Origin of the sequence: Streptomyces cyanogenus (assembly GCF_017526105.1) — a bacterium.
GTDB classification, from domain to species: domain Bacteria; phylum Actinomycetota; class Actinomycetes; order Streptomycetales; family Streptomycetaceae; genus Streptomyces; species Streptomyces cyanogenus.
In genome coordinates this window covers 1,078,817-1,090,596 of the sequence record NZ_CP071839.1, presented here as the reverse complement: position 1 = coordinate 1,090,596, position 11,780 = coordinate 1,078,817, and the positions used below count along the sequence as shown (strand labels likewise).

At 71.7% G+C, this 11,780-nt stretch carries 9 protein-coding genes; 3 read left to right on the top strand and 6 right to left on the bottom strand.

Annotated features, from left to right (window positions below):
- Positions 1-7: 7 nt before the first annotated feature.
- A complete protein-coding gene (locus tag S1361_RS04845; RefSeq protein ID WP_208030605.1) occupies positions 8-628 on the bottom strand; it encodes a TetR/AcrR family transcriptional regulator in 621 nt (206 codons plus the stop codon).
- Positions 629-784: 156 nt separating this feature from the next.
- Here S1361_RS04845 and S1361_RS04840 point away from each other — a divergent pair, with 156 nt between their 5' ends.
- Positions 785-2,989, top strand: a complete 2,205-nt coding sequence (locus S1361_RS04840; protein WP_208030604.1) for an MMPL family transporter — start codon at positions 785-787, stop codon at positions 2,987-2,989.
- Between the two features lie 32 nt (positions 2,990-3,021).
- Positions 3,022-3,744, top strand: coding sequence for an LmeA family phospholipid-binding protein (locus S1361_RS04835; protein ID WP_208030603.1), 723 nt, complete (start codon positions 3,022-3,024; stop codon positions 3,742-3,744).
- 56 nt (positions 3,745-3,800) lie between these two features.
- On the opposite strand, the gene S1361_RS04830 is transcribed toward S1361_RS04835, so the two are convergent.
- The 3 genes from S1361_RS04830 to S1361_RS04820 form a co-directional block, all read right to left on the bottom strand.
- Positions 3,801-6,197: a glycoside hydrolase family 65 protein gene (locus tag S1361_RS04830; RefSeq protein WP_208030602.1), complete on the bottom strand. Its 2,397-nt coding sequence runs from the start codon at positions 6,195-6,197 to the stop codon at positions 3,801-3,803.
- A complete protein-coding gene (locus tag S1361_RS04825) occupies positions 6,194-6,937 on the bottom strand; it encodes an HAD family hydrolase (RefSeq protein ID WP_208030601.1) in 744 nt (247 codons plus the stop codon). The genes S1361_RS04830 and S1361_RS04825 overlap by 4 nt, the downstream gene beginning before the upstream one ends.
- A gap of 342 nt (positions 6,938-7,279) precedes the next feature.
- The gene (locus S1361_RS04820) at positions 7,280-8,752 is read right to left on the bottom strand and encodes a carboxylesterase/lipase family protein (RefSeq protein WP_208030600.1); all 1,473 of its coding nucleotides are present in this window, start codon (positions 8,750-8,752) and stop codon (positions 7,280-7,282) included.
- Positions 8,753-8,910: 158 nt separating this feature from the next.
- Here S1361_RS04820 and S1361_RS04815 point away from each other — a divergent pair, with 158 nt between their 5' ends.
- Positions 8,911-9,888, top strand: a complete 978-nt coding sequence (locus tag S1361_RS04815; RefSeq protein WP_208030599.1) for an AraC family transcriptional regulator — start codon at positions 8,911-8,913, stop codon at positions 9,886-9,888.
- A 124-nt stretch (positions 9,889-10,012) separates the two neighbouring features.
- On the opposite strand, the gene S1361_RS04810 is transcribed toward S1361_RS04815, so the two are convergent.
- A complete protein-coding gene (locus S1361_RS04810; protein ID WP_208030598.1) occupies positions 10,013-10,393 on the bottom strand; it encodes a RidA family protein in 381 nt (126 codons plus the stop codon).
- 198 nt (positions 10,394-10,591) lie between these two features.
- Positions 10,592-11,530, bottom strand: a complete 939-nt coding sequence (locus S1361_RS04805) for an MBL fold metallo-hydrolase (RefSeq protein ID WP_208030597.1) — start codon at positions 11,528-11,530, stop codon at positions 10,592-10,594.
- Between the last annotated feature and the right edge of the window lie 250 nt (positions 11,531-11,780).

Here is an 11,780-nt window from a genome sequence, read left to right as displayed (position 1 = left end):
CGCGCCGTCAGGGCTGTTCGGAGCCGATCGCCCGCAGTATCCCGAGGGCGCGAAGCAAGGGCGCCGGGCCGGTGTCCGTGAGGCCGGAGGCCCGGCGCGCCCTGCGGGTGCGCAGGACGGCGCGGACCGCCGAGAGGGCGGCGCAGGCGATCACCGCGGCCGTGAGATCGGCGTCCGGCGTGTCCGGCGGCAGTCTGCGCTGGACCAGGACGGTGAGCCGCTCCTCGAAGTCGGAGAAGGCCTGGACGAGCCGGGCCGTGACGACGTTCTCGATCCCTTGGACGGGATGGCTGAGGGCGGTCAGGGTGGAGGCGGCGAACGGCTCGGCCGCCTCCAGGAGGGCGTTGCACACCGCGTCCAGGGGCGCCTCGTCCGCCGGACGCCGGGCCAGGGCGTCCTCGACGTAGGCGAAGATCTCGACGCTGTCCGGCAGCAGGAGCGCCTCCTTGCTCTCGAAGTAGCGGAAGAAGGTGCGCACGGAGACGTTCGCGTATGCGGCGATGTCCGCGACGGTGGTGGCCTCGAAGCCGCGTTCCTTGAACAGGCGCGCGGCCCCTTCCAGCAGGCGGTGCCGCGTCTCCTCCTTCTTCCGTTCGCGCAGTCCGGCGGTGGCGATCTCACTGGGCATGGTCCGAAGCCTCCCGCCGTGTGACGCGACTGTCAATTGACACCCGTGTCACTCCCACGAAGCGTCACCCGCGCAAATGTCACCGATGTCAATTGTCATCCATGCCACTTTGTCTCTACAGTTCGTGTCACTCGTGACACTTTCTAGGAGGCAACGGTGGCCCGACCTCTACCGCACCCAGCCCCGCCGAGCGGGGCGCACAGCGCCGCCCCTCCGGCGACCGACTCGGCCGCGGCCCGCAGCGGACTCGGCCGCCTGGGCGGCTTCTGTGCCCGGCACCCGGCCGCGGTGATCGCCGCCTGGCTGCTGGTTCTCGTGGCCGCACTGGCCGGACGGCATCTCGCCGCGCCCACGTTCAGCGACCAGGTCAGCCTGCCCGGCACCGCCTCCCACACCGGCGCCGACCTCCTCGCCACCTCGATGCCCGGGGCGGGCAGACCCAACGGCAAGGTCGTGTTCCACACCGGCTCCGGCACCGTGGCCGACCACCGGTCCGCGCTCGACCGCACCCTGGCCGAGCTGCGTGATCTGCCGCACGTCACTGCCGTCTCGGCGCCCGTCACCAGCGCCGACGGACGCACCGCGTACACCACCGTCTCCTTCGACGAGCAGCTCAAGAACCTCGGCCACGACTACACCGGCCGACTGGACAAGGCGACCGGCCCTGCCCGGGCGGCAGGACTCGGCGTCGCCTACGGCGGCGACCTGGACCAGGTCGTCCGTGCACCGGCCGACGACAAGCTGAGCGAGGGTGTGGGCGTCGTCACCGCCCTCGTCCTCCTGCTGCTGGCCTTCGGCAGTGTCCTCGCCGCGCTGCTGCCGCTGATCACCGCGCTGATCGGCGTCGGGGTCGGTCTCGGCATCGTGGGCATCGTCGCCGCCACCCTCTCCTTCGCGACCTCGGCCACCACCCTTGCCGGCATGATCGGCCTGGGGGTCGGCATCGACTACGCCCTGTTCCTGACGACGCGCTTCCGCCAGGACCTCATCGACGGGCGCGACCCGGCCGACGCCGCGGCCCGCACCGCGCACACCAGCGGACGCGCCGTCCTCGTCGCCGCCGTGACCGTGGCCGTCGCCATGCTCAGCCTCTATGCCTGTGGGCTGACCTTCATCGGCAAGATCGGCCTCGCGGCCACCCTCGCCGTGGTCGTCACCGCCGCTGCCGCGCTCACCCTCGTACCGGCGTCCCTGGGACTGGTGGGCAGGCACATCGACCGATTCCGGCTGCGCCGCCCGGTCGCCGAGGGCACGGCGGCCGGCGACGGCCGGAACCGCTATGCGGACCTCGTCGCCCGGCGCCCCTGGACGTTCCTCGCCGTCGGCGTCGCCGTCCTCGGCATGTGCTCGCTGCCCTTGCTGTCCATGCGCCTCGGCCACGTCGACGCCGGCGCCGACCGGCCCGGCAGCAGCACCCGAACCGCCTACGACTGGATCGCACACGCCGACGGGCAGGGCTTCGGAGCGGGAGCGAACGGGCCGATCGTCACCGTCGTCGACGTGCGTGACGCGAAGTCGCCTGTCGACCGGATCACCAGCGACCTGGCCACGGCCCTGAGAACCACCCACGGCGTGGCCGCCTTCACCCCCGTCAAAGCGAGCGCCGACGGAAAAATCCTCGTCACCACGCTGACCCCGACCACCGGCCCGCAGGACGCCGCCACCGGCGACCTGGTCGCCACCCTCTCCGGACGGACACTGCCGGACGCCCTGAACGGCACAGGCGCCAAGGCCTATCTCACCGGCACCGTGGCCGGCCAGGCCGACTTCCGGGACACGGTCGGCGAACGGCTGCCCATCGTCATCGGCATCGTCCTGGTCCTCGCCTTCCTGCTGCTCATGACCGTCTTCCGCAGCCTGGTCATCCCGCTCAAGGCCGTCGTGCTGAACCTGTGCACCACGGCGGCGTCCTACGGCGTGCTCGTCGCGGTCTTCCAGTGGGGGTGGGGCGACTCGCTGCTGGGACTCTCGGAGCCGGTGCCCATCGAGTCGTACGTGCCGATGATGATGTTCGCGATCGTCTTCGGGCTGTCCATGGACTACGAGATCTTCCTGCTGTCCCGGATCGCCGAGGCCTGGCACCGCACGGGCGACAACCGGCTCGCCGTGGGGGAGGGGCTGTCCGCGACGGCACGCGTGATCTCCGCTGCCGCGTTCATCATGACCGCTGTGTTCCTGTCCTTCACCGCCTCACCGACCGTGGTCGTGAAGATGCTCGCCCTGGGGCTGGCGATCAGCGTGGTCGTCGACGCCACGGTGGTCCGCCTGATCCTGGTGCCGTCCGCCATGTTCCTCATCGGGCGGGCGAACTGGTGGATACCCCGCCGGCTCGACCGGGTCCTCCCGCGCCTGCACGCCTGACCGTCCGCCGACCGACCTGGAGCAGTTGTCCCGTGAGACCGAACTTCCGCGGAAAGACCCGCATCGTCCTGGCCGCCATCGCCGCGACCCTGGCCCTGCTCACCGGCGCGACCGACCTTCTGGTGGAGCACCGCACCGAGGGGCGGATCGTCACCCGGGCCGCGCACCGGCTGCGGCCGGACGGCTCGGTGCGCGCCGACCTCACCACCCCCCTCGCGGGCCTGCGCACCCTGGGCGGGGAGGTGGGGGACGTCGAGGTGAGCGCGAAGGGCGTACACCGTCAGCACGCCGTGCTGGATGTGACCGTCCACCTGAAAGACGTGACGACCAACGGCGACAGCGCCGGTGGCACCGCGACCGCCACTGTGGGATACGACCAGGTGAGCCGGCGCCTGGGCGCGATGGGCAACGGCCTGACCGCCGACGGCCAGGACGGCGATCTGATCCTCTCGGGAAACGTCGGCCGCCTGGGCCTGCCGGTCGCCGTGCGGGCCACCCTGTCCACGACCGCGCACGCCTTCACCATCACGCCCACCACGGTGAGCGTCCTCGGCCGAAGCGTGGCCGTCGACGACCTCGCCGAACTGCCGGCCACCTCGGGACTGCGCGACGAACTGCGGCCCAGGACCGTGGCCCTGACCTCACTGCCCCACGGCGTCGCGCTCACCTCGGCGCACGCCGCCGACGACGGCCTCGTCCTCGGCTTCTCCATCGCCGCCGGGCCGACACCGGGCGCGGGAGGGACAGCCGTCTGACCGTCCGAACGGCGGCCGCCCGACGCGTTGTCGCGCAGGCGCGGTGGACCGCTTGGTCACTCGGCGGCCTCGGCCCGCGGCTCCTGCCCGGTGGACAGGCCCATCGGGCGGCGGTTCAACGGTTGTTGCGGTTCGGGCCGGGCCGTTACGGGGGGTGTCGGGCGGTCGACCGGTGCGTCGGTGGTCACGGTCGTCGGTACTCCGTGGTGCAGCAGGAGCAGTGGTTCGCCTTCCTTCAGCTGGTACCTGGTACGGGACCGGCCGACGTCGACCGTGAGCCTGCGTCCGCGTACCAGCACGGTGAACGCGATCCTGGCCAGTGCTTCCGGCAGGCGCGGTGTGAAGGCCAGCCGGTCCGGGTTTCCGTCCTCACCGAGGTACCGGCGCATCCCGCCGAACCCTGCGACCAGGGCGATCCAGGTTCCGGCGAGGGAGGCGATGTGCAGCCCGTCACGGGTGTTGTGCTCCAGATCGTCCAGGTCCATCAGCGCGGCCTCACCGAGGTAGGCGTAGGCCAGCCGCAGGTGCCCGGTCTCGGCAGCGAGCACCGCCTGGCAGGACGCCGAGAGAGAGGAATCGCGTACGGTGAGGGCGTCGTAGTAGGCGAAGTTGCGCGCCTTCTGCTCCTCGGTGAAGAGGTGGGGGCACTCCATCATCGCCAGCACCAGGTCGGCCTGCTTCACCACCTGCCTGCGGTACAGGTCGAAATAGGGGTAGTGCAGCAGCAGGGGGTAGTTCTCGGGCGGTGTCGCCTCGAAGTCCCAGCGCTGGAAGCTCGTGAAACCGGCCGACTGTTCGTGGACGCCGAGAGACTCGTTGTACGGCAGCGCGATGCGGGCCGCCGCGTCCCGCCACACCGCGGCCTCCTCGTCGTCGACGCCGAGTTCCGCGGCCCGCTCCGGGTAACGGGTGGTCACGTCGGCGGCTGCCATGAGGTTGTGGCGGGCCATCAGGTTGGTGTACAGGTTGTCCCGGGCGAAGGCGCTGTACTCGTCCGGGCCGGTGACCCCGTCGATGTGGAAGACGCCTTCCGCGTCATGGTGGCCGAGGGAGCGCCACAGCCGCGCGGTGTGCACGAGGAGGTCGAGTCCCTCGGCGCGCTCGAAGTCCTCGTCCCCGGTCACCGTGACGTACCGTACGACGGCCATGGCGATGTCGGCGTTGACGTGGAAGGCGGCCGTCCCGGCGGGCCAGTAGGCCGAGCACTCCGCGCCGTCGATGGTCCGCCAGGGGAACGTCGCACCGGACAGGCCGAGTTGGTGTGCGCGCTCTCGTGCCGCCGGCAGCGTCCGGTGCCGCCAGCGCAGCGCCGACGCGACGGTCTCGGGTGCGGTGAAGGTGAGGACCGGCAGCACATAGGACTCGGTGTCCCAGAAGGAGTGCCCGTCGTAGCCGGTTCCGGTCAGGCCCTTCGCGGGAATCGCCCGGTTCTCGCCGCGGGCCGCCGCCTGGAGCACGTGGAACAGGGCGAACCGCACCGCCTGCTGGATCTGCGCGTCGCCCTCCACCTCGACGTCCGCGCCGGCCCAGAAGCGGTCCAGGTACGCCCGCTGCGCGGCGACCAGTCCGTCCCAGCCGGTGCTGACCGCGGCCGCCACCGCCCCGTCCACCTGGTCGTGCACGGCCGGCAGCGAACGCTCCCCGGACCAGCCGTACGCGACCACCTTCACCAGCCGCAGCGGCCGACCGGGCACCAGGTCCGCGGTCACCGTCAGCCGGCTGACATCGGGCTCGCTCTGTGCCGTCCACCGGGTGCTCTCGGGCCCCTCGACGAGGTGATCGGCCGCTGCCCCCACCCGCAGCCTGCTGCGGTGGGTGCAGTGCACGAGCCGCAGCCGGGTGTCCTGCGCGAAGTGCTCCTCGGGCGCCAGCGGGGACTCGGTCGCCGCGGCGACACGGGGGTCGCCCTCGAACCGGGGCAGCTGCTCGTTGGCGACGAGCTCGGACTGTACGGCCACCGTGGTCGGCCCGTCGAGCGGCTCGACCTCGTACACCACCGCGGCCACCGCGCGCTGGGTGAACGACACGAGCCGCCGTGAGGTGATCCGGACCGTACGGCCGCCGGGCGAGGTCCAGCGCGCGGTCCGGCTGAGGATGCCGGTTCGGAAGTCCAGGACCCGTTCGTGGGCCAGCAGCCGGCCGTAGCGCAGATCGCAGGGGTGGTCGTCGACCAGCAGTCGGATGATCTTGCCGTCGGTGACGTTGATCATCGTCTGGCCGGACTCGGGGTAACCGTAGCCTGCTTCCGCGTACGGCAGTGGGTGCCGCTCGTAGACGCCGTTGAGGTAGGCGCCGGGCAGACCGTGCGGTTCTCCCTCGTCGAGGTTCCCGCGCCAGCCGACGTGCCCGTTGGACAGCGCGAACACCGATTCGCTCTGCGCGAGCACATCGAGGTTCAGCTCGGTCTCGCGCAGGCACCACGGCTCGACCGTGAAGCTGGGATGGGTGATCATCGCGACTCCAGAAGCTCTGCCAGGTCCCGGACCACCACATCCGCACCGTGCGCCCGCAGTTGCTCCGCCTGTCCGACCCGGTCGACCCCGACGACCACGCCGAACCGGCCCGCCCGGCCCGCCTCGACACCGGCCAGGGCGTCTTCGAACACGGCCGCCTCGTCCGGGTCCGTGCCCAGCTCGCGTGCCGCCTCCAGATAGGTGTCCGGGGCGGGCTTGCCGCGTAGTTGACGCTCGTGCGCCACGACTCCGTCGATCCGCTCGTCGAACAGGTCCTCGATGCCTGCCGCGACCAGGACGTCCCGGCAGTTCGCGCTGGAGGACACCACCGCGCAGCGCAGCCCGGCCTCCCGCGCCGCGTGAACGAAACGGACCGAGCCCTCGTAGGGCTCCACCCCGTCCTCGCGGATCCGCCGCAGCACCAGGTTGTTCTTCCGGTTGCCCAGTCCGTTCACGGTCTCCGCCTCCGGAGGGTCGTCCGCGGAGCCCTCGGACAGGTGCACCCCGCGCGCCGCGAGGAACGTGCGCACACCGTCCTCACGGGGCCGCCCGTCCACGTACTCGTCGTAGTCGTCGACCGCGTCGAACGGCACGAACGCGGTCCCCTCTCGGGTGGCGCGCTCGCGGAGATAGCCGTCGAACATCTCCTTCCAGGCGGCCGCGTGGACTTTCGCGGTCTGGGTGAGCACCCCGTCGAGGTCGAACAGGCAGGCACGGACGTGAGCAGGAAGCCCCAGCATGCCGCCGAGGCTAGAAGGCGGGTGCGGCCGGCGGCGGCAGGACACCGCCCGGCAGGCCGGAAGGCACCCACTCGGCGGAGGCGGCTGCGAGTGTGCTCAAGTGAGGGGTCCGGCAGGCTCTGACCGAGGCGTCCCCCGAGAGCGCCCCGGCCTGGGACCCGCCGCCGCGCTCGTCGGGTCCACCACCGCGGCCACCGGGACGCAGCCGCCCGCCCGCGGGGGGCTCGGCCCTGAGGGCCGCGTGTTGCGCCGTCGGCTTCCGGTGCCGGGTGTCGTGGCGCGGGTGCCGGCCAAGCGGGGACGTCACCGCGCACCGGCGCAGGTGTGCCCCCGGTACGGGGGTCAGGGGGCGACGGGCGTGGCTGCCAGCGGCTCGATGCGCAGCGCGTGCGGGGAGCCGTCGCTGTCGTGGCCGTCGAGATCGCCCGTGGAGGCGAAGCGGACCCAGGCGGCGTGCACGGCCGCGGCCTCCTCCAGGGGGGCGGGGCCGGGGCCGAGCAGTGCCTGAGGGCCCGAGAGGGAGGGCAGGTCCGTGCGGTTGAAGACGAAGGGCAGTTCGATGCAGTGGCAGGCTCCGAGGCTCCCGTCGAAGGCGGCCGACCGCCAGGAGAACTCGTAGCTGTAGGTACGGGAGTCCGGGTGCCGGGCGTGGGCATGGGCCAGGCGCCGGCTGCCGGTCGCGAACAGGTGGTCCGTCATGATCACGGTGCGCAGCCGCGCGGCGGAGGCCTGGGGGTGCTGTGCCTGGTAGGCGTGCAACAGGCTGTGCGGTTGGGGGTGGATACGGGCGGCCAGCGCGAGCAGGTCCTGTTCGCTGGTGGCGGCCAGGGCGCCGGTGGGCGCCAGGTACAGGGCCGCCTCGTCGGTGTTGGTGCCGACCAGCAGGTCGATGCCGGCGGCGGCTCCGGACTCCACTGCTTCGGCGGGCTGCTGCTCCAGCGTTCCGGCTGTCAGGACGGGGGCGAGGGGGGTCAGTCCCAGCAGGGGGTCCGGGTGTTCTTCGGTCGTCAGGTCCAGGCCGGCGATGCCGGTGACGGCGGAGACGAGGCGGACGTCGGGGATGTCGGCGAAATCCTCGATCGTGGGGCGCACCCCCAGGTGGCGTGCGACGGCGTGGGTGACCCGGGTTGCCTGCTCGGTGGTGAAGGCGCCCATGGCGTTGCCGCTCTGGCTGATCGCGCGGCGCAGCAGGGCGGGTGCCGTCGCCTGGGCCAGGACCGTGGCGGTGAGGGTGGCCCCGGCGGACTGGCCGAAGACGGTGACGTTGCGGGGATCGCCGCCGAAGGCGGCGATGTTGTCCTGGATCCAGGACAGTGCCGCGATGACGTCGAGCGTCCCGCGGTTGTCCGGCCGGCCGGGCAGGTGGAGCCAACCAGGAGCGCCCAGCCGGTAGTTGCACGTCACCAGGACGACACCGCTGCGGGCGAAGGCCGTGCCGTCGTACAGCGGTGCCTGCGCGGTGCCGGCGAGGAAGCCGCCGCCGTGGACGAACAGCATCACCGGCAGGCCGGCACCGGCCGGTTCGGGCGTCCAGACGTTCAGGGTCAGGTACTCCGGTCCCTCGATCCATCCGCCGCCGGTCAGGGCGGTCAGGTCCAGGCCGTTGACGCGGCTGCCCGGCGGCGGAGCCGGCGCGGTCGGGCCGGCGGCCGCCTCGCGGACACCGCTCCACGGCCTCGGCGGCTGGGGCGCCGCGAACCGCGAGGCCCCGACGAGTGGCGCCGCGTAGGGAATGGCCCGGAAGGCATGGACGCCCTCGTGCTGCATGCCGCGGACCGTGCCCTGAGCCGTGGTGACCTGTGCGTGGTGGTGCATGGGGCTGTTGTCTCCCTCGAGGCGTGGATGTCCCGGCCTGAACCCGCCGTATGGCGGCTTTCGCCTCACTGTAGAAGTCGGCGAAGTAGACGAACTATGCTTGAGACGCGCGGATCTATACGTGTTCGTCTCGACTGCCGGGGGGTTGGCATACGTTCATGGACGTACTGAGCGATGTGATCACCTTGATGCGCACCGGACGGCCCCTGACCGCGCGGGATCGCAAGTGCGGCCCGTGGAGTGAGCGGCACGGCCCCTTTCCCGGCGCCGGCTTCCACGTGGTCCTGCGCGGCAGTTGCTGGCTGATCCCGCGCGAGGGAGAGCCGATCGCGCTCGGCATGGGCGATGTCGTACTGCTTCCCCGGGGAACGGAGCATGCCCTGGCCCACTCCCCGGACCTGCCCTACGCCGGCATTCCCCGGGCCGACCACGACCCGCTGGAGGGTTCCCGCCGGTCCGACACCGAGGCGGTGCCGCTCGCGCGAACGGACGGCGTGTCCGCGGACCTGCTGTGCGGCGCCTACCGGCTGGACCAGGACCGTACCCATCCGCTGCTGGCCGAGATGCCCGACATCGTGCATCTGCCGGCCACGGTGGGCAGCCGGCCGGCGCTGCGCGGCGCCGTAGACCTCCTCGGCGCGGACCTGGAGCAGGCCCGTCCCGGGAGCAGCGCCGCTCTCACCGCGCTGCTCGACCTGCTCCTGATCTACATCATGCGCGCCTACACCGAGGACCGTGCCGCCCGGCCGGGGGGCTGTGGCTGGCCGGCCGCGCTGACGGACACGGCCATCGCCGCCGCGCTGCACAGCATGCACCAGGACCCGGCCACACCGTGGACGGTCCAGGAACTCGGTGCCCGGGCGGGGTTGTCGCGCGCGGCCTTCGCCCGCCGGTTCACCTCGCTGGTGGGGCAGCCGCCGCTGGCCTACCTGACATGGTGGCGGCTGGCCACGGCGGCCCGCATGCTGCGCGAGAGCGAGGCACCTCTCGCCGCCATCGCATCACGCGTGGGCTATTCGTCACAGTTCGCCTTCGCCAACGCCTTCAAGCGCGAGTACGGCCAGGCGCCCGGCAGTTACCGCAAGAGCCGGTGCGACGAACCGCAACCGACCGGCACCGGACAGGCCGCCGGGTGATCAGGGCAGGACACCGGCCCGTTGCCCGCATCCGCACCTCCCGCCTCGGGGAACAAGAGGACAGGCGGGGGGTAATGGCTCGCTCGGCGGGCGCGGCAGGTCACGCGCGTTCGGCCGCCCGGGCTCACCCGTCGAGAACGGCGAGGGCCTCGATCTCCACGAGGAGGCCCTCGGGCAGCGGGCCGTAGAAGGTGGTCCTCGCCGGGTGCTCCGAGTCCCAGTACTTCTGGTACGCGCTGTTCATATCCGCGAAGTGCGCCGTGTCGGTCAAGTTGACCCGCAGCAGTACGACATCGTCCAGGTTCGCGCCGCCCGCCCGCAGAACCGCCGTGATGTTGCGCATGACCTGGTCGGTCTGCTCGGTGACCGTCGTGCCGACGATGTGTCCCGCCGTGTCGAAGGCGACCTGTCCGGACAGCTGGAGGATCGGGCCCTTGCGTATCGCCTGGGACAGCGGAGCCGGGGGATGGGGTGCATGGGGTGAGGTGACGACGGTGCGGGGCATGGCGTACGGACTCCTGTGTTCCTGCGGATCTGACACGCGTGGGCGCCATGGCGGCGTGCACGCGGGGGAGCGGTGGACTGTGGGACCGATGGGGGCACCCGCCCGGGACGAGGTGCGCGCCGACGCCCGACGGCACCGGCGCGCACTGCCTGAGTGGCTCGTCCCGGGCCTGTCCTGCCACGACGGGGCGGCAGCGGCTCAGCCGGCCGCGTTCTCCTCCGGGCCGAAGGCGGCCCACTCCTTGATCTCGAAACGGCTGCCCGTACGCCGCACCTCGGCGGCTCCCGCACCGGGGAAATGCGCGGGCAGGACGAGGGAGTTGTGGTCGGCTGCCCACTCCAGGACACGGCGTCGGGTGGCGCCGGCCTCCTTCGGCTCCTCGTCGAAGCAGGTGTGCAGGTCCGGATCGAGGATCTGCACCGGGCTGTGCATCATGTCGCCGACGAAGACCGCCGAGTCGGTGCCCGACCGCAGGGTGACGACCGCCGAGCCGGGCGTGTGGCCGGGCGCCACGTCCAGGCGCAGGTTCGCGTCGATGACGTAGGCGTCCTCCCACAGCACCGCCTGGCCGGCCTGGTGGACCGGCGCGACGCTGTCCTCGAACATGTTCTGGTTGCCCAGATGGGCGGGCAGTCCGAAGGCCACGGCCTTGCGGTCGGTGCCGTTGACCGGGTTCCAGAACTCGAAGTCCGTCTTGTTGATCAGGTACTTGGCGTTGGGGAAGGTCGGTACCCATTCCCGGTCGGCCAGTACGGTGTTCCAGCCGACGTGGTCGGCGTGCACGTGCGTGTTGATGACGTAGTCCACGTCCTCCGGACGTACCCCTGCCTGGGCGAGGTCGTCGAGGAAGCCGGTGTCGAGCCTGCTGAGGACGGGGAGGTAGGGGCGCTCCTTGTCGTTGCCGGCGCCGGTGTCGACGAGGATGGTCTTGCCCTCGCTGCGCACCACCCAGGTCTGCATGTGGGCGCGGTACAGACCGGTCTCGGGGTCCCAGAAGTCGGGTGCCAGCCATGACCGGTTCTCTTCCCACAGCTCCGGCGTGCTTCCGGGTACCACGTCGAGCGCGGGAGCGATGTCGCCCTCCCACTCGACGATCCGAGTGATGGTCACATCGCCCAACGTGATGGTCTGCGCCATGAGTACTTCCCTGAAAAGGTGACGGAACGGCGGGCGGCGCCTCGCCTGACGCTCACGTTAGGCGCAGCAGGAAGACGCTCATATGCGTCAGACGCGCCTGTTTATACGCCGGCGTCTCTCATGGCGCCCTCCTGCGTGGGGGAGGGGCAGGTGGCGCCGCCGGTGACGAGGAACCCGCTGTTCCCGAGCGCGTGTGCAGCGCTCGGTCCCCGCACTCCACGGAGAGCGGGGACCGAACGGGTCGCATTAC

Bases quoted from the DNA above. Each gene is read 5' to 3' on its own strand.
- S1361_RS04825 (WP_208030601.1), bottom strand. From the start codon at position 6,937: ATGCTGGGGCTTCCTGCTCACGTCCGTGCCTGCCTGTTCGACCTCGAC.
- S1361_RS04820 (WP_208030600.1), bottom strand. From the start codon at position 8,752: ATGCACCACCACGCACAGGTCACCACGGCTCAGGGCACGGTCCGCGGC.
- S1361_RS04810 (WP_208030598.1), bottom strand. From the start codon at position 10,393: ATGCCCCGCACCGTCGTCACCTCACCCCATGCACCCCATCCCCCGGCT.
- S1361_RS04805 (WP_208030597.1), bottom strand. From the start codon at position 11,530: ATGGCGCAGACCATCACGTTGGGCGATGTGACCATCACTCGGATCGTC.
- S1361_RS04845 (WP_208030605.1), bottom strand. From the start codon at position 628: ATGCCCAGTGAGATCGCCACCGCCGGACTGCGCGAACGGAAGAAGGAG.
- S1361_RS04815 (WP_208030599.1), top strand. From the start codon at position 8,911: ATGGACGTACTGAGCGATGTGATCACCTTGATGCGCACCGGACGGCCC.
- S1361_RS04830 (WP_208030602.1), bottom strand. From the start codon at position 6,197: ATGATCACCCATCCCAGCTTCACGGTCGAGCCGTGGTGCCTGCGCGAG.